Origin of the sequence: Corynebacterium sp. Marseille-P4321, from assembly GCF_903645305.1 — a bacterium.
Taxonomy (GTDB): domain Bacteria; phylum Actinomycetota; class Actinomycetes; order Mycobacteriales; family Mycobacteriaceae; genus Corynebacterium.
On sequence record NZ_CAHJXO010000002.1, the window covers coordinates 150,217 to 171,294 of the forward strand.

The following is a 21,078-nucleotide window of genomic DNA, read 5'->3' on the forward strand; positions in this document are numbered from 1 at the left end:
GATGGGCGAAAAACGCCCGGATTAATCGGTCGGAGCCATCGTCTTCGAACCGCGGGTGAGCGCCACCGAACCGGAACGCACGAGCTCGCGGATCCCGAAGGAATCCATAACCTCCAAAAACGCCTTGAGCTTCGAGGATGTACCGGTCGCCTCGATGACCATCGAGTCCACCGCCACGTCGATCACTCGCGCACGGAAGAGGTTCGCCGCATCCACCACCTGAGGGCGGGTGCGGTTGTCCGCGCTCACCTTCACCAGGAGCAGTTGGCGGCCGACCGACGTTTCGTCGTCAAGCTCCTGCACCTTAATCACCTGAATCAGCTTGTACAGCTGCTTCGTGATCTGCTCTACGGCGTGCTCCGTGGCATCGACGACGACGGTGAGGCGGTTGATGCCGTCCACCGCGGTTTTCGCCGAAACCAGGGACACGAGGTTGTAACCGCGGCGTGTAAACAGCGCGGTGACGCGGGTGATGATGCCGTCGACGTCCTGCACCAGGACCGACAGGGTGTGGCGGGTGATGTCTTCTGAGTACGCCATGGTTAGTTGTCCTCCAGTGCCTCGATGGTGTCGTTGATCGCCTGCGGTGTTTCCGCCGCCGACTCCTCGTCCCCGAAGAAGGGGCGGATGTCGCGGGCGTACTGGATGTCCGAGTTCGACGACCCCGCCGAAATCATCGGCCACACCTGCGCGTCCTCGCCCACGATGAACTCGATGACCACGGGGCGATCGTTGATCTCGCGCGCCTTGCGGATCGCCGGGACAACTTCCTCATCCTTCGTCACGCGGATCGCCTCCGCGCCGAGCGCCTCAGACAGCTTCACAAAATCTGGGACGTAGACCTCGCCTCCGAGCTTGGTATTCGAGTAGTTGCCCTCGTAGAACAGCGTCTGCCACTGGCGCACCATGCCCAGGTTGCCGTTGTTAATCAAGGCCACCTTGATGGGGAAGCCCTCGAGCGCGGCGGTGGTGATCTCCTGGTTGGTCATCTGGAAGCAGCCGTCGCCGTCGATTGCCCACACCTCAGCGTCCGGCAACGCCGCCTTGACACCCATCGCCGCCGGGATGGCGTAGCCCATCGTTCCCGCACCGCCGGAGTTGATCCAGTGGCGCGGCTTTTCATAGTCGATGAACTGCGCCGCCCACATCTGGTGCTGGCCCACACCGGAGCAGTAGTACCCCTCCGGCCCGACCTCCTTCGACAGGGTCTCGATGACAAACTGGGGCGAGAGCGACCCGTCCGACTGCGGGTCGTAACCGCGCGGGAAACGCTCCTTCAGGTCGTTCAGACGAGCGTTCCACGGCTCGATCTGCGGAGCCTGGTACTTGCCGTTTTCGCCGAAGTAATCGTTCAGGCTGGAAAGCACACGCTTCGCGTCGCCGACGATTGGCACGTCAACTGCGCGGATCTTGCCCACCTCAGCCGGATCGATGTCGGCATGGATGATGTTGGCCAGCGGGGCGAAGGAATCCACGTCGCCGGTGACGCGGTCGTCGAAACGCGTGCCGATAGCGATGAGCAGGTCCGCCTCTTGCAGCGCTCCCACCGCAGGCACCGAACCGTGCATACCCGGCATACCGAGGTAGAGCGGGTGCGACTGCGGGAACGCGCCGAGCGCCATCAGCGTGGTGGTCACCGGGATCCCGGTCGCCTCCGCAAACGCGAGGAGCTGCTCGTGCGCCTCTGACTTCACCACGCCGCCGCCGATGTAGAGCACCGGACGCTGCGCCTGCGAGATCATCTTCGCCGCCTGCGCGATCTGGCGATTGTGCGGCTTCGTGTTCGGCTTGTAGCCGGGCAGATCGATTTTCGGCGGCCAGTGGAAATCAATCTCGGCGTTTTGCACGTCTTTCGGGATATCCACCAGCACCGGGCCTGGGCGACCGGTTGAGGCAATGTGGAACGCGCTCGCGATTGCCAGCGGGATCTCCTCGGCGTTTCGCACCATCACGTTGTGCTTCGTAATCGGCATGGTGATGCCGCGGATATCCGCCTCCTGGAACGCGTCCGTGCCCAGCAGCGCCGAGCCAACCTGGCCCGTAATGGCCACCATCGGCACCGAGTCCAGGTATGCATCCGCCAACGCGGTAACCAAGTTTGTCGCGCCTGGGCCGGACGTGGCGATGCACACCCCTACCCGGCCGGAGGCCACCGCGTACCCTTCAGCCGCGTGACCGGCGCCCTGCTCGTGGCGCACGAGGACGTGGCGGAGCTTCTCAGCGCGAAACAGCGCGTCGTACAGGGGAAGCACGGCACCGCCCGGCAGGCCGAACGCAATGTCTGTGCCGAGGGCCTCCAAGCTGCGGACTACCGCATCCGCACCGGTTATCCGCTCGGGTCTGCCCGCCTCAGTATGCGGCGCATTCGGGGCGGGTTGTGAAGCTGCCACGGTTTAACGCTCCTTCGAAAGTTATCTACGAAAACTGCCTGATCAAAACAAAAGCCCCCGGCGAGCACGTTGTGTGCTGTCGAGGGCGCTTGAATCGGCGGTGTGGAAACGGTACCGCTACGGCAAGCGCCGCGTGGGTACAATTACAAGTCGCCGGTTGATCATGTGAGCCAGCATACAACTGTATTTTCGGCACCGCGCCTTTTTCGGCGCTTTTATTCAGGCCGACTAGCATGGCTTGCTATGACTGAAACGCCGAACGCAGCCCGAAAGGTGTTCAAACCCAGCCGCGAACACGTTCTCGCCATCGTCCTCATGACAGGAATTGCGCTGATAGGCATCCTGTGGGCACCCAAGTACCTCGCGTGGTTGCTCATCTTCCCCGCTCTTTGGCTCGCGTGGGTGCTCACCACCTCCACCACCGTCGGCGAGGAAGGCATTAGCGTGAAGTACCTCTTCCGCAAGAACCGCACGCTTGCCTGGTCCGACCTGCAAGGCCTGTCGTTCAAAGGCGCCACCGCGTACGCAGTGGACCAGGCAGGCACCGAGCACCCCCTGCCCGGCGTAACCTTTAACAAGCTGCCGGAGCTGGCAGAGGCGTCCCGCGGGCGCATCACGGACGTGATTACGTCCGCCCACGAAGCTGCGGACGGCAAGTACGAAGTTATAGACAAGGACGGGTATAAGGTGCTAATGAACCGCGAGGAGTACGAAGCCTACCTTGCGGAGCACCCTGATCTGCCCGGTCCGCGGCCGGCAGGCGTCGATAAGCACACGCCCTCTGAATAAGGAGACCTACCGTGATCCCTCTTCGCTCACGCGTAACCACCGTCGGCCGCCAGGCGGCCGGAGCCCGCGCGCTGTGGCGCGCAACCGGAACCGCCGAGAACGAATTCGGCAAACCGATTGTGGCGATTGTGAACTCCTACACCCAATTCGTGCCTGGACACGTGCACCTCAAAGAGGTCGGCGAGATCGTCGCCGCCGCCGTGCGCGCAGCAGGCGGTGTGCCGAAGGAATTCAACACCATCGCGGTCGACGACGGCATCGCCATGGGCCACTCCGGAATGCTCTACTCGCTGCCGAGCCGCGAAATCATCACCGACTCGGTGGAGTACATGGTAAACGCGCACACCGCCGACGCCATGGTGTGCATCTCTAACTGCGACAAGATCACCCCGGGCATGCTCAACGCCGCGATGCGCCTGAACATCCCGGCAGTGTTCGTCTCCGGCGGGCCTATGGAGGCCGGTAAGGCGTTCTCTGTGGGCGGGGTGACCAAGCCGAAGTCCGACCTCATCGACGCGATCGCGCTCTCCGCGAACAACGATGTCAGCGACTCGGAATTGGATGAGATCGCTAACTCCGCCTGCCCCACCTGCGGCTCGTGCTCCGGTATGTTCACCGCGAACTCCATGAACTGCCTTACCGAGGCGCTCGGCCTTTCTCTGCCCGGCAACGGCACCACGCTCGCCACCCACGCGGCGCGCCGCGCACTGTTCGAGAAAGCCGGTGAGCAGGTAATGGAGCTGTGCCGGCGCTACTACGGCGAAGGCGACGAGTCGGTGCTGCCGCGCGCGGTGGCTAACGAGCACGCCTTCCGCAACGCGATGGCGCTGGACATGGCGATGGGCGGCTCCACCAACACCATCTTGCACATCCTCGCGGCGGCGCAGGAGGGCGAGATCGACTTCGACCTTTCCGACATCGATGAGCTTTCCCACCAGATCCCCTGCCTGTCCAAGGTCGCGCCGAACGGCGACGCCCACGTCGAGGACGTGCACCGCGCAGGTGGCATCCCCGCCATCCTGGGCGAGCTGAACAGGGCAGGTTTGCTTCACGACGATGTCCACTCCATCGCCTACCCCACCTTGTCCGAGTGGCTCAACGACTGGGATATCCGGGGCGGTTCGCCTATCGACGAAGCCGTGGAGCTCTACCACGCCGCCCCCGGCGGAATGCGCACAACCGAAGCGTTCTCGCAGGAAGCCCGGTGGGAGTCGCTGGATACCAACGCGGTTTCCGGCGTGATCCACGACGTGGAGCACCCGTTCACTTCCGACGGCGGCCTGGTTGTCCTGCGCGGCAACTTGGCCGAGGACGGCGCGATTTTGAAGACCGCGGGCGTGGAAGAGGGCCTGTGGGAGTTCTCCGGCCCTGCCCACGTGGTGGATTCGCAGGAACAGGCCGTCTCCATGATCCTGAACCACGAGGTGCAGGAGGGCGAGGTTGTGGTGATCCGCTACGAAGGCCCGGCCGGCGGCCCCGGCATGCAGGAGATGCTGCACCCCACCTCATTCCTGAAGGGCGCGGGCCTGGGCAAGAAGTGCGCGTTGATTACCGACGGGCGCTTCTCCGGCGGCACCTCCGGCCTTTCTATCGGCCACATCTCCCCCGAGGCCGCGCACGGCGGTCTCATCGGCTTGATTGAAAACGGCGACACCATCAAGATCTCCGTGTCCAACCGCGAGCTCACCCTCGACGTGGACCCGGAGGAACTGGCTCGCCGGCGCGCCGAGATGGAGGCCTCCGAAAACCCCTGGACCCCGAACCGCGAACGCCACGTGTCCAAGGCACTGCGTGCCTACGCGAAGATGGCCACCAGCGCCGACAAGGGCGCGGTACGCCAGGTGGACTAAGCCCCACAAAAACGCGCTGAGCTCTCGCTCACGCCCAGGTTGCGGCCGGGGCGCGGACGAGAGCTCAGCGCTTTTGGTTTTTCTAGAACGGGTTTACGCCAGTCCCGAACCACCACATCAGGCCAGCTGCCGCCAGGCCGACGATGAAGCAGATCCAGCTGGATGCCAGCGGGCGGCGGGCCCACCCGCGCTGCGCATCCACGCCGTAGAGGCCCGGGCCGGTGAACTGCAGCGCCACCGCCGCGAACAGCAGCATGACCGGCACCCACACGTCGGTGCCCCACGCGAAGACGTTGAAGCCCACGCCGGAAATGTGCAGCGCGTGCACCGCCAAAAAGCCAGCCGCCGCAATGGCCACGGCGGCCGCAACCGGGGTAATCAGGCCGAGCACCAGGAACACGCCCGCGGCGAGCTCGAGCGTCGGCAGCACGATAGCCAGTGCGTTGCCGTAGGTGTAGTCGGCGAACGCGCTTTCCAGGCCAGCGATGCCGCCGTTGCCGCCGAGGCGGAAAAACACGCCGATCGAATCGATGATGAAGAACGCACCGAGTGCCAGGCGCATGAGCAGCAGGCCGAAATCGATGGTGCCGCGGCGCACGGGCTCGTCGACGGCCACCGGCTCTTCGTACACCTCGGCGGGCGCCTCCTCGTACGCAGCCATCGGGGCGGCTGGAGGAATGTATTCGGACTCACGCTCTAGCGCGACAGTCTCGTATGCCGGGGCTGCCGGGGGTTCAGCAACCTCCGGCGCAGCGTAGGCGGGCACCGCTTCGGCGGCCGGTTCCGTAACCGGCTGCGCGCTCGGGTCGGCGCTGATACGCACCTCCTCTGCGCCACCGGGCGCAACGGAGCCCGGGAACACCTCGGTGGGTGCTTCGCGGCCGGAGATGTCGTCAATGTCGGGGCGGGCCGCCGCATCCCCAAGTGGGGCGTATTCGGGCACGTCGAGGTTGTCTGGGTGGTTGAAGTCGTCTGGGGTGACGTCGCGGGTGTTGTTGTCAGCCATACCTGAAGAATGTAGGCGAGTTGCCAGCTGCACGTCGGAACGCTCATCGGCGCGCCGGAGCGGTTTCTTCCCGGCCCGGCTTTTGATACCATCATCGGGCTTAAAATCCGGAAACGCTTCACCCTGTTTGTTTTAAGGAAGGATCGTCATGGGGAAAACTATTAAGGTCGCGCTCGCACTGGTCGGCTTAACGGTCGGCGCGGGCTTCGCTTCTGGCCAGGAGGTGATTCAGTATTTCCTCGCGTTCGGCTATTGGGGCATCGCGGGCGCGGCGGTGGCCGGCCTAATTATCGCGGTGTTCAGCGCGTGGGTTTACCAGCTGGGCTCCTACTACTTAGCCGACGACCACAGCGTGGTGTTCCGCAGCGTTTCCCGCCCGTGGGTGGCGAAGTACATGGACGTGGCCACGATGTTTACCCTGTTTTGTCTTGGCTTTGTCATGGTTGCAGGTGCGGGTTCCAACATGGAGCAGCAGTTCGGCTTCCCCACCTGGGTTGGCTCGGCGATCATGACGGTGTTGCTCATCGCGTCCGGGTTTTTGGATATCGACAAGCTGACCAACGTCATTTCGATGATCACCCCGCTGCTCATCGTGTGTGTGCTCGTGGCATTCGTGATCACGCTGGCCAACATGCCCGACAACTTCGGCGCGCTGAACGATCTGGCACTGGAGAACACGCCAGCATCGGGCACGTTCAATAACTGGTTCATCACTGCGGTGAACTACGCCACGCTGGTGCTCATCATGGATACCTCCATGATGCTGGTGTTCGCTGGCTCGCACATGGACCCGCGCATGGCTGGCCGCGGTGGTCTGCTCGGCGGCGTGACCTTCTCGGTGCTGCTGCTTATCCTGACGTTCATCCTGTTCTGCAACATGGAGGGCATCTTCGGCGCCGACCTGCCACTGCTCATGGTGTTCGACAACCTGCACCCGGCGGTGGGTACCGCTGTGGCGCTGGTGATTTACCTGATGATCTACAACACCGCCGTCGGCATGTTCTACGCGCTGGGTCGTCGCCTGTCCAGCAACAACCACTCCAAGTTCCGCCCGTACTACTTCGCGGTGGTGCTGGTTGGTTTCGCGCTATCGTTCATCGGCTTCGCGGATCTTGTGGGCTGGGTCTACCCGGTGCTGGGTTACCTCGGCCTGATCCTCGCCGTGGTGATGGGTGCTGCGTGGTTCCGCGACCGTTCCAACATTAAGGATGAGGCGCAGCGCCGCGAGCGCCTCGCGGAGCTCGCTGAGACGCAGCTCGACCCGGCGGCGGATGACCTCACCCGCGCGGAACGCAAGGAGGTCGAGGTGCTGGCGGCGGATTCCCACGTCGCTGACCAGGAGCTTTGGCAGTCGGTGCAGGAGGAGGTCGCGGCTGACCTCGACGCGGACAGCTCGAGCGATTTCGCCCTCGAGAACGTGCCGGCGCTCAACCCGGAGTCCGAGGCCTACGAGGGCGCCCCGGACACCCCGGGCGACGACATCCACTGGGCGTCGTACGAGGAGATGTACAAGACAGGTGAGTTCCCGGCGGTGAAGAAGCCGGAAGAGAAGCTCTAAGCTTATCGACGACTAAAGGGCCGCGGCGTTCGCCGCGTGCCCGTACCGCGCCCGACAAACAAAACCCAGCTACCTACATTCAGCTATTCGCCCCTTTTCAGGCGGGTAGCTGAGTGTAAGTAGCTGGGTTTGTCCTTAAGGCCCCCTACTCCGCGAGCTTCTTCGCGATGAGCTGGTTGACCTGGCCCGGATCTGCCTTACCCTGGGTCGCCTTCATCACCGCGCCGACGATTGCGCCGGTGACCTTCTTGTTGCCCGCGCGGTACTTTTCCACGATGTCCGGGTTCGCGGCGAGCGCCTCGTCGACAGCCTTTTCAATCGCTCCGTCGTCGCGCACGACCTCGAGCCCGCGATCGGCGACGACCTTGTCCACGTCGCCCTCGCCAGCGATAACGCCGTCGATAGCCTGCCGTCCCAGCTTCGTGGTGAGCTTGCCCTCCTTGACCAGCTCGACCACGCGGGCGACATCCGCAGGGGTGACGCCGAGCGCGTCGAGGTCCTTGCCTGCCTCGTTAGCCTTGCCGTTGATGTAGCTCACCCACCAGGCACGGGCCTCGTCTGGGGTGGCACCCGCCTCAACGGTGTCCACAATCAGGTCGAGCGCACCCGCGTTGACCAGGTCGCGGAACTCCTTCTCAGGCAGCTGCCACTCCTCCTGGATGCGCGCGCGACGCACCCACGGCAGCTCCGGCAGCGTGGCGCGGATCTCCTCGACCCACTCTGGTTTCGCAATCACCGGCGGCAAATCCGGGTCGTTGAAGTAGCGGTAGTCGGACGCCTCTTCCTTCGGGCGGCCCTTGGAGGTGGTGCCATCCTTTTCCTGGTAGTGGCGGGTTTCCTGGACAACTTCCCCACCGTCGGCAAGAACTGCGGCCTGGCGCTGCATCTCGAAGCGCACTGCCTGCTCAACGGACTTCAGCGAGTTGATGTTCTTCGTCTCGGTTCGGGTGCCGAACTCTTCCTGCCCAACCGGGCGGAGCGACACGTTGGCGTCGCAACGCATCGAGCCCTGGTCCATGCGCGCATCGGACACGCCGAGGGCCTTGACCAGTTCACGCAGCGCCCCGACGTACGCCTTGGCCACCTCGGGGGCGCGCTCGCCGGCGCCGATGATCGGCTTCGTCACAATCTCGATAAGCGGAATACCGGCGCGGTTGCAGTCCACCAGCGAGCTCGTCGCGCCAGAAATACGGCCGGATGCAGAACCGACGTGGGTGAGCTTGCCGGTGTCTTCCTCCATGTGGGCGCGCTCGATCTCCACGCGCCACTCGGTACCATCCTCGAGCACGACGTCGAGGTAGCCGTCGTACGCAATCGGCTCGTCGTACTGCGAGATTTGGTAGTTCTTCGGCTGGTCCGGGTAGAAGTAGTTCTTGCGGGCGAAGCGGGAGCTTTCCGCAATCTTGCAGTTCAGGGCGAGGCCGATCTTGATGGCCCACTCCACGCCCTTGGCGTTCACTACCGGCAACGCGCCGGGCAGGCCCAGCGACACGGGGTCGATGTTGGTGTTCGGCTCCGCACCGAAGTGGGCGGAGGATGTGGAGAACATCTTTGTCTCAGTTGCGAGCTCGACGTGCACCTCAAGGCCCATCACCGGGTCGAACTTTTCCAGTACCTCGTCGTAATCCATCAGGTCGTACGCAGTCATGCGCATCAGTCTACTGCCCCGCCCGACGCGCACGCGCTACAGCTCATTGCGCCGCGCCACCAGGGCGAACGAGACATTCTTTTCGCGCGCCGCTACGAGCACTTTGCTTACCGACGGCCCATCGCCCGCGTCCACCATTTCGTCGAGAATGCTCGTGGTGCAGATGATCTCTATCATCGTTCTGGTGAATTTTCCTGATTTTACTGACCACACAACGCAAGTTGGCGCTGTCATTCTCACGTTATTCACCGCATTGACTGTCTCATCCCCGTTTGTTGCCCGGGCGATAGTCCAAGGTCCAGGGGCGACCGAGGTCGCAGTGGAGGGCATGAGCGTTCGCGACGCTTCGGGTGCTCCACTCGAGTGCGACACGGTGGAAGCGCCATTTCCCGGCGAGTCCAGCGAGTTCGACTGGCAGTGGAATTGCGACGGCACCACAATCAATGCCCGGAAGAAAACTACCGACGAAGAGCAGGACCAGAAACTGGCGCTCGCAAGATATATGCGCCGCGCAACCTTCCAGGACCAGCCTGACCCGAACGCGGTTGAGGAGCCAGCTCCTGGCATTCTCACCTTGGAGGGCGACAGCGCGAACAACGATGTGTCCGTGTCTTTGGAACGAGACGGCAGCACCGTCTACTTCTTCCTCACCGGTGTAAACGCCCGCGAATTCGCCGACCGCCTCGTTGAAACGGAGGCCCGCTAGTGCCTTCCCAGTTGAAAATCGCCGTCGGAGCCCTCTTTACCGCACTCCTCGGGTTCAATCTGTACACGTATCTGAACCTCCCGGCCGAGCCGGTTGTCCTGGCAGTGAACGCGGCGTCCGCGCTCATCGCCGCCGGAATCGCTTGGCTCCTGCTGGGCACGCACCCGGGAAGGCCGGCGAATCGGTGGTTCGTGCCGATCGGGCTCGTAGCCGGCGCTGCCCTGACGCAGGCTGTTGCCTACCCGAACAACGCGCTGGGCGAAGCGACGATGCAACTCCACAAATCTTTCTACGGGTTTCTTCCTGCGTTTCCAGAGGAGGCCGCAGAATTGCTCGCCGCATTGGTGGTGATTGCAATATTCGCCCCGGTGAAACGCCCGATCGAGGCCGCTGTGGTCGGTATGGCGGTGGGCGCGGGGTTCTACATCGACGAAACCATCGCGTACGCACACATCGCCGCTGTCGAACATGCGCAATCCGACCTGTATGGCGCACTGATGGCCGTTGCAAGCCGGTCACTCACCGGACCATTCGCCCACGCGCTGTACACCGGCATCGCAGCATGGGGGCTCGGCCTCTTCCTCTGCGAAACCCAGCGAAGCTTAAGGTGGCGGCTTTCGCGCCTGGCGCTTTGGGGTAGCGCGGCGATCATCTTCCACGGGGTGCACAACGCAGCCGTGATGGCGCCGGGGACAGCCGGTGCGGTCGCAGGACTCATCGTGCTGGGAGGACAATGGGTACTACTCGTGTGGCTTTACCGCCGCTCCCGGGCGATTGGCCGTCAGGAACCGGTCGCCTCCCACACCTCGCGGTAGCTCTCGGCCAGCGTGGCCACCGTTTCGTGCGCGTTGAGCCCACTGGGGTTGCCCACCACCCACACCGGCACTCCCGTGAGGGTTTCGGGTTGGAGGCCGCGGGTGGCCTTTGGTCGTCGATAAGCATCGCGGTACGCCCCAATGCCGGCGAACATGACGGCTTTGGGCTGATGCTTAGCGACGACGTCCCGCACCACCCCACCTCCTTCAACCAGCTCTTGTTTGGTGAGGTCGGACGCTTTCGGTGTCATACGGTTGACCAGGTTGGTAAAGCCGATCCCGCGCTCGGCGAGCATGGCCGCGTCCTTTTCGGAAAGCCCCTCATCGGCGTGGACGCGGTACGGGGTGATGCCCGCGGCCTCCAGCGCCGGCCAGAAGCGGTTGCCCGGGTAGGCAAAGGGCGCGTCCACCTCCTCAGTGAGCCGGCCGGGGTTGATGCCGACGATGAGCAGTCGGCAAGGGTCCGGGATGCGGTCTCTCATGTAAACATCGTTCGCGCGGTGTCGTAGCGGCGCTGCGGCACCGTCTTCAGGTGCGCCACCGCGCTTTCCAGCGGCACGAGCTCGATGTCCTCGCCGCGCAACGCGACGCAGCTGTCGAAGTTGCCCTCGTGGGCCGCGCGCGCCGCGTGCACGCCGTAGCGGGTGGCTAGCACACGGTCGTAGGCGGTGGGGGTGCCGCCGCGCTGGATGTGGCCGAGCACCGTGGTGCGCACGTCGTAGCCCAGGCGGTTCTTCACCTCGTCGGCGATGATCTGGCCCATGCCGGTGAATGTCTTGTGGCCGAACTCGTCTTCCTCACCCAGGCCCGCATCCATGGTGCCTTCCTTCGGCACCGCGCCCTCGGCGACGACGATGATGCCGTACTTCTCGCCCATCTGGAAGCGGCGCTCCATGGCCTTGCAGATTTCGGCGATGTCGAAGGGCTCCTCCGGGATCACCGTGTAGTGCGCGCCGCCGGCCATGCCAGCGTGCAGCGCGATCCAGCCGACGTGGCGGCCCATCACCTCGACGATGAGGATGCGGTTGTGGGACTCGGCCGTGGTGTGCAGCCGGTCTATAGCGTCGGTGGCGACGGACACGGCGGTGTCGAAGCCGAAGGTGTAGTCGGTCGCCGCCACGTCGTTGTCGATGGTCTTCGGCACACCAACGACCGGAATGCCGTTGTCGGCGAGCCACTTCGCGCCCTTGAGCGTGCCTTCGCCGCCGATGGCGATGAGCGCGTCCACACCCGCATCGTCCAAGTTCGCCTTAATCTGGTCGATGCCCGCCTTGAACTTGTCCGGGTGCAGGCGGCCAGTGCCCAAGATGGTGCCGCCGCGCAGCAGGATCGAATCGATGAAGGCGTCATCGTAAAGGTCCACGCGGCGGTCTTCCATGAGCCCCACCCAGCCGTCCTGGTATCCCACGACAGTGGAGCCGTATTGGCTGCTTGCAGTGCGGACGATGCCGCGGATGACAGCATTCAGGCCGGGGCAGTCGCCGCCGGAAGTCAGTGTCGCAAGTCGCATGGTGCCAGCCTAGCGCTTATCGACGCCACCGCGCCGACCACCGACGCCACCGCCGAAAGCGCAAGCGCCGGAGCCGCGGTGACCGCGACGTCGCCGGAGGCGAGCACGGCCCCGGTTGCAGCCACGCCAACGACGCTGCCCACCTGGCGCGCTGTGTTGTACAGCCCGGATGCCGCGCCTGCGTCAGATTCCTCCGCTGCGCCGAGGGTGAGCGCCGCGTTCGGTGTCCACACGAACGCCCCGCCAATGCCGATCGCCCCCATTACCGCCGCGAACCAGCCAACGCTTGCGTTCGCCTTCATCATCCAGGCGGCGATCGCGAGGGCGGCCGCCTGCAGCGCGAAGCCCGCCGCACTTAAGGTGGCCGGGCTGCCGTTGTCCGTGAGCCGCCCTGCGAGGGGCGTAAACATCAGTGCTGCCACCGACAGCGGCATGGCGATCAACCCCGCCGCAGTCGGCGAGGTGCCCGCCACGGTCTGCAGCCAGAACATCAGCGGAATAAACATGCTGGCGGCCACGAAGCCCATTGTGGAGATGGCGAGCGTGCCCAGCGCGAACCTGCGGTCGCGCAACAACCCCAGCGGGAGGAAGCCCTGGTCTTGGCCGACACGTGCGCTCGCGACCAGCACGGCAAGAGCACTTAGGCCTACCCCGACGCTAGCGGCGCTACCAAACTGGATGCCATAGACCAGCGTGCCCAGTCCGGCAAATGACAGCACCACCGGCAACGCGGCGACGCGGGCTCCCCCACCCGGTAACTTCGGCACCCACACCGCGGCAAACACGAGTGCTACTAATGCAAGCACGGCTTGCACACCGAACGCCGCACGCCAGCCCCACGCCTGCGCCACAGCGCCGGCGAGCGGCGGCGCCAAAAGGGACGCGATAGAACCGACGATTCCCCACACCGCGAACGCGCGGCCGGTCTCAGCAAACACCCGCGGGATCAGCGCGAAAGCTTGCGGCAGGAACAGCGCCACCCCAAGGCCTTGCAGGCCGCGGGCGACAACGAGCCAGGCCAAACTGGGTGCCACCGCAGCCAGAGCCAGCGCCACGGCATAGGCCGCCAGGCCAGCGAGGAACACGCGGCGCTGCCCGAGCGCATCGCCAACGCGGCCTGCGGCGGGCATCGGCGCCACCGAGCACAACAGGTACACGCTGGTCAGCCATACCGCGTCGCCGACGTCGAAGGGCAAAAGCGGCGCAACCACGGGCATAAACCCCTGGTCGAGCAGAAACACGAAGTACCCTGCCGCAAGCGCGGCGAGGGTACTCCAGGGATTAGTTGCGGCCGGCTTCAAATGCGGCGCCCACGCGGTAAATGCGCTGGTCTTCAAACGCCGGGGCGATGAGCTGCAGGCCGACCGGCAGGCCGGTGTCGCTCGCCTTGCCCGCGGGTACCGACATACCCGGCAAACCGGCCAGGTTCAGTGGCAGGGTGAACAGGTCGAAGTTGTACATCGCAAGCGGGTCATCGATCTTTTCACCGATGCCGAACGCGGTGGACGGCACAGATGGGGCGGCGATGACGTCGCAAAGCTCGAATGCCCTCTGGAAATCTTGAGCGATGAGCGTGCGCACGCGCTGCGCCTGCAGGTAGTACGCGTCGTAGTAGCCCACCGAAAGCGCGTAGGTGCCCAGGATGATGCGGCGCTTCACCTCTGCGCCGAAGCCCTCACCACGGGACGCGGCCATGACCTCCTCGGCACTGCGGGTGCCGTCGTCGCCGGCGCGCAGGCCGTAGCGCATGCCGTCGAAACGCGCGAGGTTCGAGGACACCTCGGACATCTGGATGATGTAATAGGCGCCCATCACGTCGTCGAAGCTGGGGCAATCCACCTCGACGATCTCTGCGCCCTGGCGCTCAAGCTGCGCGTACGCCTGCTCGATCGCCTCTTTCACGCCTTCCTGCGTGCCGGGGCGCTCGAACTGCTTCACGCGGCCGATCTTCACGCCGCTCAGGTCGCCGGAGGCACCCTCGCGTGCCGCGTCGGCCACCGCCGGAACGTCGCGTTCCACACTGGTGGCGTCAAACTCGTCGTGGCCTGCGATGACCTCGTGCAGCAGCGCCGTGTCCAGCACGTTGTTCGCACACGGGCCAACCTGGTCCAGCGATGAGGCGCACGCGATCACGCCGTAGCGCGACACACCGCCGTACGTCGGCTTCACGCCGACAGTGCCGGTTAGCGACGCGGGCTGGCGGATTGAGCCGCCCGTGTCGGTGCCGATGCCCAGCGGAGCCTGGCCCGCAGCAAGCGCCGCCGCGGTGCCGCCGCCAGAGCCGCCCGGCACCTTCGTGGTGTCGTGCGGGTTCTTGGTCACTTTGTACGCGGAGTTCTCCGTCGAGGAGCCCATGGCGAACTCGTCCAGGTTGGTCTTGCCCAAAATCGGGATGCCAGCCGCGCGCAGCTTCTTCACCACGGTCGCGTCGTAGGGGCTCATGTAGCCCTCCAGCATCTTCGACGCGGCGGTGGTCGGCGCGTCCGTGGTGACCAGGAGGTCCTTCAGCGCAAGGGGCACGCCAGCCAGCGGGGAGGCAGGTGCCTCGCCGGCTTGCACTTGCTTATCGACGGCATCCGCCGCCGCCAGCGCCTCCTCCGCGCCAACGTGGAGGAATGCGCCGAGCTCGCCGTCAGTTTCCGCAATGCGGTCCAGGAAGGCCTGCGTGACCTCGCGGGAGGTGGTCTCGCCATCCTGAATCATGCGCGCGAGCTCGTGGGCTGGCTTGGACACCAGTCCTTCGGTGGGAAGCGTGTAGTCGGTCATTGTCCTTTACTCTCCCTCTCCAAGAATCTGCGGGACCACGAAGCGATCGTCCTCCACCGCCGGGGCCTGGTCGAGCGCCTCGGCCTGGGTGAGCGTGTCTTTCTTCACGTCGGCGCGCATCTCCGCCTCGACGGAGTGCGGGTGGCTCATCGGTGTCACGCCTTCGGTGTCTACGCTTTGGACCTTCGACACCGCATCAATGATCGTGTCCAGCTGCGTCGCGATATCGTCCAGTTCCTCGTCCTTGAGCGCGATGCGCGCAAGGCGAGCGATCCGCGACACCTCGTCGCGAGAAAACTCAGCCACTTTCGTTTCCCAACCTTTCAGCGTGGTTTCATTCGACGCGCTACATCTTACGTCACCCACGCCACGCCACTCGGCGGGAGGTTGACCACCCCCTGCTATAAAAGAGGTCATGTCTTACCTCATCCGCGTGTCCCTGCCGGACGTCCCGGGCAGTCTCGGCCAGCTCGCCGAGGCGTTCGGCATGGTTGACGCCGACATCAAGTCGGTGGACATCGTCGAGGCTGCTATCGACGGCACGGTCACCGACGACATCGTCGTCGAGCTGCCCACCGGCGTCATGGTAGACACCCTGATCACCGCCGTTGCCTCAGTTGATGGCGCCGAGGTGGATTCCATCCGCCCGTTTACCGGTCGCGTTGACCGCCGCGGGCAGATCCAGTTGCTCGCACGCATCGCCGCCCACTCCGGCAACTTGAACAACGCGCTGGGCGAGCTCGTCGGCGTCATCCCCGGCGCGGTCACATCGTCCTGGGCCGTGGTGCTACGCAACGGCCCCGATGGGTTGAGCCGTGTCGCCGCGTCCCAGGCCGCGCCGGAGGACGACGGCTCCACGCCCGCCCAGATCGACATTGCAAAGGCATGTGTGCTCGACCCGGAGACCGATGAGTGGGCGCCGCGCAGCTGGTTCCAGCTCGACACCGCGCTGACCATCACTCCCCTGCACGGCACCGACCTCATGCTCACGGTCGGCCGCGTCGGCGGCCCGGACTTCCTCGCCTCCGAGGTGCGCGAGATCGGTGACCTGGGCGCCATCATCGGCGCGATGCTGAGCTAGCCCTCGAGAGCGTCGGGGCCGCCCTCGAGCAGCTTCACAAACTGCTCCTCGCTAAGAATCGGCCGGCCGAGCTGCTCCGCCTTGGCGGCCTTCGACCCGGCGTTTTCGCCAACCACAACGTAGTCCGTCTTCTTGGACACGCTGCCTGCCGCCTTGCCGCCGCGCGACAGGATCGCCTCTTTCACCTCGTCGCGGGTGAAGCCCTCGAGCGAGCCCGTGACCACCACGGTCAGGCCCTCTAGCGTCTGCGGGGCGCGGTCCTCCTCGCTGGTTTCCATAGTCACGCCCGCATCAGCCCACTTGGTCACGATGTCACGGTGCCAGTCCACGGTGAACCAGTCCTTGAAGGATTCGGCGATAACCTGCCCCACGCCGTCGGTTTCGGCGAGGGTGTCCACGGGAGCGTCGATAAGCTCCTGCATACTCCCGAAACGCGACGCAAGCGCACGCGCGGCCGTGGGGCCGACGTGCCTGATGCTGAGCGCGACGATGACGCGCCACAGGTCGGTCTCGCGCACGGTTTCGAGGTTGACCAAAAGCTTCTTGCCCGCGGCGTTTACCTCGCCGTCTTTGCGGGTATACACACTGGACTTCTTCAGGTCGTCTTCGGTGAGGTCGAACAGGTCACCCTCATCCACGAGCACGCCCGAGGCAATGAGGTCCTGCGCGCCTTTCTCCCCGAGCGCCTCGATGTCGAACGCACCGCGCGAGGCGATGTACTCCAGGCGCGCGCCGAGCTGCGCCGGGCACGAGCGGGTGTTCGGGCAGCGCCAATCTGCATCCCCTTCCTTCGCTGGCGCGAGCTTCGTGCCGCACACGGGGCAGTTTTCGGGAAAGACGAACTCGCGTTCCGAGCCGTCGCGCAGATCGGCTACCGGCCCGAGCACCTCCGGGATAATCTCACCGGCCTTTCGCACCACGACGGTGTCCCCGATCAACACGCCCTTGCGCTTCACCTCGTGCTGGTTGTGCAGCGTGGACATGGACACCGTGGACCCGGAGACGAACACCGGCTCGAGCACGGCAAACGGCGTGACGCGGCCCGTGCGCCCGACGGAGACCGCGATGTCATTGAGCTTCGTGGTCACCTCCTGCGGCGGGTACTTATACGCGATGGCCCAGCGCGGGGCGCGGGAGGTGGCGCCGAGGGAGCGCTGCTTTGCGACATCGTCCACCTTCACCACGAGCCCGTCCATCTCGTGAATGGCGTCGTTGCGGTGCTCGCCCCAGTACGTGACAGCCTCGATGACCTCCTCGGCTGTCTCTGCGCGGCGGGTGTACTCCGACACCGGCAGCCCCCACTCCGCGAGTTTCTCATAGGCCTCGTGCTGAGTGGCCGGCGTGAACCCTTCGCGTGCGCCGATACCGTGGCAGATCATGCGCAGCTTGCGACGGCGCACCGCCTCCGGGTCCTTCTGCCGCAGCGAACCCGCCGCGGCGTTACGCGGGTTCGCGAACGGCTTGCCACCTTCGGCCTGGCGCTGCTCGTTGAGCTCTGGGAAGTCCTCCGGGCGGATGAACACCTCGCCGCGGACCTCGAGGAACGCCGGCGCATCGCCGGTGAGGGCCTGCGGGATGTCCTTAATCACGCGAGCGTTGACGGTGATGTCCTCGCCAACTCGCCCATCGCCGCGGGTAGCCGCGCGGGTGAGCTCCCCGTTTTCATAAACGAGGTCGATGGACAACCCGTCAATCTTGAGTTCGGTGAGGTACGGCCCCGGCGTCTTGTCCAGCCACTCGCGCATCTCGTCCTCGGAGAACACGTTGTCCAGGCTCATCATGCGCTCGGGGTGCTCGGCATCCGCGAACGCAGAGTCTGTCGGAGCGGCGCCGACCTCCTTCGTCGGCGACTCCGGCACCGCCAGCTCAGGATGCGCTTCCTCCAGCTTGGTCAGCTTTTGGAAAAGCTCGTCGAACTCTTTGTCCGAGATCACCGGCTGGCCGTTGTAGTACAGGTCACGGTGGCGGCGGACCTCCTCCGCCAGCTCATCCCACTCGCGGTGGAGGTCGGCGTCGACGGAAGTATCCGGGGAAGTATCCGGGGCGGAATCAGTCATATCCGGCAAGTGTAGTTTTCGCGCCGACGCGGCGCGCACGCCCTATTCGGCGTACAGCGCGTACACGCGAGAGGTAATGCTCGGAGCGTCGAGAACATTCGCCGGACCAACCACAATCACGGCGCCTGTGGCGGGCAGTTCCTCCAGCTTGTCCATCACCTCTACCTGGTAAATGTTCTGCTCGAGGACGTAGAGCTCGCCGTAAAGGAAGCCAGACTCTGCGGCAACGGTGCCCGGGTCGGTGTCAAGCGTCTCGTGCCCGATCGCAGTGACTTTCCGATCCTCCACGAGGTAGTGCAGGGCGTCGAGCGTCCATCCAGGGGTGTGCTGCACACCGGCATCGTCGAGGTTCACAAACGCGTCCGGGTCCTCCCACCGCCGGGACCATCCAGACGCAAATGCGACAAAGCTGCCTGCGGGGATCTCGCCGTGTTCGGCCTCGTAGGCACGAATGTCATCGGCGGTTACACCGAAGTCCGGGTTCGCCTCCACCTTGTCCTCGAAGTGCAGCACGTACAACGGCAAGATGAGCTCGTCGACCCCAATGTCGGAGACCACGCGCTTGCCGTCGGCGAAGTGACCGGGTGCGTCGATATGCGTCCCGTACGGGGTGGGAAGCGTGTACTCCTTCGCCCAGAACCGATCCTTCTCAATCGTGGTTACCGTCCTCTCGCGCATTGCATCAAACGCAGCGAACCTCGGGATACCGGGGTGCAGTTGGTGCGTGAGGTCCACTCGCTTCGCGCCGAGGACGAGCTGCTGGAACTGCGTTGCCATTGAGTTTCACAAACCTTTCGTTCTATGGAAAATGAACTACTCTGACTATTCGCCCCGGGTGGCTCAGCGAGCAAGCTTTGTATTCACTCGACCGCAGCCGCGTCGGCGGGCGTTATACAGTTACACCCATGGCTACTTTCGACGCCTCGCGCATGCTCTCGTTCGACTTGGAAACCACCTCGGCGAACCCGTTTGAGGCGCGCATTGTCACCTCTGCGCTTGTGCGTATCGACGAAAACGGCGCAAGCGCCTCCGAGCAGCTCGCGGACCCCGGCGTGGAGATCCCCGAGGCTGCCGCGAACGTGCACGGCATCACCACCGAGAAGGCGCGGGCCGAAGGCCAGCCGCACGAGGATGTGCTGCGCGAGACAGTCGAGGCGATCAAGAAAGGCTGGGAAGACGGCTACACACTCATCGTGTTTAACGCGGCCTACGACCTCACAGTGTTGCGCCAACTCACGGGCGATTTCACGGTGACCGGGCCGGTGTACGACCCGTTCGTGGTGGACAAGGCGCGCGACCGTTACCGCAAGGGCAAGCGCAACCTGGGCGCAATGTGCGAGCACTACGGGGTGCGCATCGACAACGCGCACGAGGCCACCGCGGACGCGTACGCCGCCGCCCGCATCGCGTGGAAGCAGGTGCGCGTGTGGCCGGAGCTCACCCAGATGGATCCCGGCGACCTGATGGAGTACCAGGCCGTGGAGTACTACCGCATGCAGTCCGAGTTCCGCACCTACCTGGAATCCCGCGGCCGCGAAGTTGGCGACATGCGCCTCGGCTGGCCGATGCAGGGCTAGCGCAGCGCTTCTGCCATCTCCCGTGCGGCGCGGTAGTTCGCGGCGGTTTCGAGTAGCGTTGCGCCGTGCCCCGCATAGACATCGATGGCCGCCTCATTCGGGTCGATTTGCAGCTCATCGAAAACGCGCCACAACGCTTTCGGCTCCATTGTCGGGATGGCAACTCGCACTCCGCGCTCGAGCAATGCCGCGAAGTCGTCGGTTGCGCTTGGGGTCGCGGTGCACCACGCGGAGCCGTCGATAAGCACTGGCGCATTGAGCAGGAACTCCCCGAAGCGCGCCAGGCGCTCCCACGGCTCGCGGATCGCGGGGATGGATTCGTAGTCCGTCACCCCAATCAAGGTTCCAGACATAACTTCTGCGAGTCGCGGCTCGTCGAGTTGCAGCACGGTTGCGCCAAAGCGCTTCTCGACGTCCTCCCGGTGCGCCACCACCGCCCCCTCGAGCGCCTCAGTGATGTCCCGTAGCGCGCCGGGATCCGTGATGATGCGGTGCCCGTTCGGCATCTCGATCTCCGCCGCGAGCGTCCACGGGCCAACCAGCTGCACCTTCACCCGGTCGACGCGCCCGTGCCACAGTTCTTCCAGCCTGTCGAGGTCGCGCGCCATCAGATCCGCATCCGCCCGCTTGCGCGGCGCGACACGCCAACCCCGCGGGCCGCGGCCGACCGGGATGTCGAGCAGCGCCGCCGTGCGTCCAACCGCGTCGTAGCCCAACCCGCGCTCCGGCAGCTGCGGGATGTGCGGCAGCGCAGTCTCGCTCAGCACGACATCCGCTGCCTGCGCCAGGTCCGTGCCCGGCAATGGCCCCAGCCCGAACGCCTCAGCCACGCCGTTTCCTGCCCAACATCGGTTTGACTGTTTCGACGAAGGCCTCCGCGTCCATCACCTTGGCACCGACGCCAACCTTCACCGTGCGGCCGTCGCGAAGCTTCAGCACCACCGCCTTGCTCGACTGGTTCGCGTCGACGACAGAAACCCCGCCCTCCATCGTCGAGCCCCACGGGCGTGAGATGCGCTCAGCCTCGGCAAGCTCCTCTACCGCGATGTGTTTTACGTCGCGAAGCGCCACCACATCCTGCGGCCGTGGGAAGGCGCCGAAGTGCAGCCCGTCGTTGTCCACCATCATGAAAGTGCCCAGGCGGTGGATCATGTTGATCACCATCGCCGCAACGGGCATGAGCGCGATGCCGACCCACGTGTTCAGCGTTTGTGTGGCCATGGCCGCCAGCACGCCTAGCACCGCAGCGACCATCACACCGATCAGCGCAAACCGCCACTTCGGCGCCAGTGGGTTCGCCCAAACCAAATGCTCGTTCACGGCTG

General features: G+C 64.9%; 21 protein-coding genes. 7 read left to right on the forward strand and 14 right to left on the reverse strand.

Annotation, left to right across the window (positions count from 1 at the left end; genetic code table 11):
* Positions 1–21: 21 nt before the first annotated feature.
* Positions 22–540, reverse strand: a complete 519-nt coding sequence (ilvN, locus tag HWX32_RS06010; RefSeq protein WP_075467551.1) for an acetolactate synthase small subunit — start codon at positions 538–540, stop codon at positions 22–24.
* 2 nt (positions 541–542) lie between these two features.
* Positions 543–2,390 (reverse strand): acetolactate synthase large subunit, encoded by a 1,848-nt coding sequence (locus HWX32_RS06015; protein WP_175935161.1) that lies wholly within the window; start codon positions 2,388–2,390, stop codon positions 543–545.
* A 243-nt stretch (positions 2,391–2,633) separates the two neighbouring features.
* Between HWX32_RS06015 and HWX32_RS06020 the strand changes: the two genes are divergently transcribed.
* Complete coding sequence (locus tag HWX32_RS06020) at positions 2,634–3,179, forward strand: PH domain-containing protein (RefSeq protein ID WP_175935162.1); 546 nt, start codon at positions 2,634–2,636, stop codon at positions 3,177–3,179.
* Between the two features lie 11 nt (positions 3,180–3,190).
* Positions 3,191–5,029, forward strand: a complete 1,839-nt coding sequence (ilvD, locus tag HWX32_RS06025) for a dihydroxy-acid dehydratase (protein ID WP_175935163.1) — start codon at positions 3,191–3,193, stop codon at positions 5,027–5,029.
* Between the two features lie 82 nt (positions 5,030–5,111).
* On the opposite strand, the gene HWX32_RS11210 is transcribed toward ilvD, so the two are convergent.
* Positions 5,112–6,035, reverse strand: coding sequence for a DoxX family protein (locus HWX32_RS11210; RefSeq protein ID WP_254868306.1), 924 nt, complete (start codon positions 6,033–6,035; stop codon positions 5,112–5,114).
* Between the two features lie 148 nt (positions 6,036–6,183).
* On the opposite strand from HWX32_RS11210, the gene HWX32_RS06035 reads away from it, so the two are divergent.
* The gene (locus HWX32_RS06035) at positions 6,184–7,593 is read left to right on the forward strand and encodes a hypothetical protein (RefSeq protein ID WP_175935164.1); all 1,410 of its coding nucleotides are present in this window, start codon (positions 6,184–6,186) and stop codon (positions 7,591–7,593) included.
* Positions 7,594–7,738: 145 nt separating this feature from the next.
* On the opposite strand, the gene gatB is transcribed toward HWX32_RS06035, so the two are convergent.
* Positions 7,739–9,241, reverse strand: coding sequence for an Asp-tRNA(Asn)/Glu-tRNA(Gln) amidotransferase subunit GatB (gene gatB, locus HWX32_RS06040; RefSeq protein WP_175935165.1), 1,503 nt, complete (start codon positions 9,239–9,241; stop codon positions 7,739–7,741).
* A gap of 36 nt (positions 9,242–9,277) precedes the next feature.
* The gene (locus HWX32_RS06045) at positions 9,278–9,418 is read right to left on the reverse strand and encodes a hypothetical protein (protein ID WP_175935166.1); all 141 of its coding nucleotides are present in this window, start codon (positions 9,416–9,418) and stop codon (positions 9,278–9,280) included.
* A gap of 151 nt (positions 9,419–9,569) precedes the next feature.
* Here HWX32_RS06045 and HWX32_RS06050 point away from each other — a divergent pair, with 151 nt between their 5' ends.
* Together HWX32_RS06050 and HWX32_RS06055 are read left to right on the forward strand one after the other, a co-directional pair.
* Positions 9,570–9,947 (forward strand): hypothetical protein, encoded by a 378-nt coding sequence (locus HWX32_RS06050; protein ID WP_175935167.1) that lies wholly within the window; start codon positions 9,570–9,572, stop codon positions 9,945–9,947.
* Positions 9,947–10,762: a PrsW family glutamic-type intramembrane protease gene (locus HWX32_RS06055; protein ID WP_175935168.1), complete on the forward strand. Its 816-nt coding sequence runs from the start codon at positions 9,947–9,949 to the stop codon at positions 10,760–10,762. Before HWX32_RS06050 ends, HWX32_RS06055 begins: the two co-directional genes overlap by 1 nt.
* On the opposite strand, the gene HWX32_RS06060 is transcribed toward HWX32_RS06055, so the two are convergent.
* Genes HWX32_RS06060 through gatC form a run of 5 tightly spaced genes read right to left on the reverse strand, consistent with a single transcriptional unit; the run spans position 10,729 to position 15,344 of the window.
* Positions 10,729–11,244: a mismatch-specific DNA-glycosylase gene (locus tag HWX32_RS06060; protein ID WP_175935169.1), complete on the reverse strand. Its 516-nt coding sequence runs from the start codon at positions 11,242–11,244 to the stop codon at positions 10,729–10,731. The genes HWX32_RS06055 and HWX32_RS06060 overlap by 34 nt on opposite strands.
* A complete protein-coding gene (locus HWX32_RS06065; RefSeq protein WP_075467526.1) occupies positions 11,241–12,272 on the reverse strand; it encodes a 6-phosphofructokinase in 1,032 nt (343 codons plus the stop codon). Before HWX32_RS06065 ends, HWX32_RS06060 begins: the two co-directional genes overlap by 4 nt.
* Positions 12,254–13,609 carry an MFS transporter gene (locus HWX32_RS06070; RefSeq protein ID WP_368485901.1) on the reverse strand — a complete coding sequence of 452 codons (1,356 nt, stop codon included), beginning with the start codon at positions 13,607–13,609 and terminating at the stop codon, positions 12,254–12,256. Before HWX32_RS06070 ends, HWX32_RS06065 begins: the two co-directional genes overlap by 19 nt.
* Positions 13,554–15,038: an Asp-tRNA(Asn)/Glu-tRNA(Gln) amidotransferase subunit GatA gene (gatA, locus tag HWX32_RS06075; protein WP_175935171.1), complete on the reverse strand. Its 1,485-nt coding sequence runs from the start codon at positions 15,036–15,038 to the stop codon at positions 13,554–13,556. The genes HWX32_RS06070 and gatA overlap by 56 nt, the downstream gene beginning before the upstream one ends.
* Before the next feature lie 6 nt (positions 15,039–15,044).
* Positions 15,045–15,344, reverse strand: coding sequence for an Asp-tRNA(Asn)/Glu-tRNA(Gln) amidotransferase subunit GatC (gatC, locus tag HWX32_RS06080; protein WP_075467517.1), 300 nt, complete (start codon positions 15,342–15,344; stop codon positions 15,045–15,047).
* Between the two features lie 109 nt (positions 15,345–15,453).
* Here gatC and HWX32_RS06085 point away from each other — a divergent pair, with 109 nt between their 5' ends.
* Entirely contained in the window at positions 15,454–16,119 is a 666-nt protein-coding gene (locus HWX32_RS06085; RefSeq protein WP_075467514.1) for an amino acid-binding ACT domain protein, read from the forward strand.
* Here the strand turns inward: HWX32_RS06085 and ligA are convergent.
* Both ligA and HWX32_RS06095 read right to left on the reverse strand, forming a co-directional pair.
* A complete protein-coding gene (gene ligA / locus HWX32_RS06090; protein WP_175935172.1) occupies positions 16,116–18,176 on the reverse strand; it encodes an NAD-dependent DNA ligase LigA in 2,061 nt (686 codons plus the stop codon). The genes HWX32_RS06085 and ligA overlap by 4 nt on opposite strands.
* 42 nt (positions 18,177–18,218) lie before the next feature.
* Positions 18,219–18,953, reverse strand: coding sequence for a cyclase family protein (locus HWX32_RS06095; RefSeq protein WP_175935173.1), 735 nt, complete (start codon positions 18,951–18,953; stop codon positions 18,219–18,221).
* Positions 18,954–19,081: 128 nt separating this feature from the next.
* Here HWX32_RS06095 and HWX32_RS06100 point away from each other — a divergent pair, with 128 nt between their 5' ends.
* Positions 19,082–19,753: a 3'-5' exonuclease gene (locus HWX32_RS06100; RefSeq protein WP_175935174.1), complete on the forward strand. Its 672-nt coding sequence runs from the start codon at positions 19,082–19,084 to the stop codon at positions 19,751–19,753.
* On the opposite strand, the gene HWX32_RS06105 is transcribed toward HWX32_RS06100, so the two are convergent.
* Together HWX32_RS06105 and HWX32_RS06110 are read right to left on the reverse strand one after the other, a co-directional pair.
* On the reverse strand, positions 19,750–20,583 hold the full coding sequence (locus HWX32_RS06105) for a methionine synthase (RefSeq protein WP_175935175.1): 834 nt from the start codon (positions 20,581–20,583) through the stop codon (positions 19,750–19,752). The two genes, HWX32_RS06100 and HWX32_RS06105, sit on opposite strands and share 4 nt — an antisense overlap.
* Entirely contained in the window at positions 20,576–21,073 is a 498-nt protein-coding gene (locus tag HWX32_RS06110) for a hypothetical protein (protein ID WP_175935176.1), read from the reverse strand. The genes HWX32_RS06105 and HWX32_RS06110 overlap by 8 nt, the downstream gene beginning before the upstream one ends.
* Between the last annotated feature and the right edge of the window lie 5 nt (positions 21,074–21,078).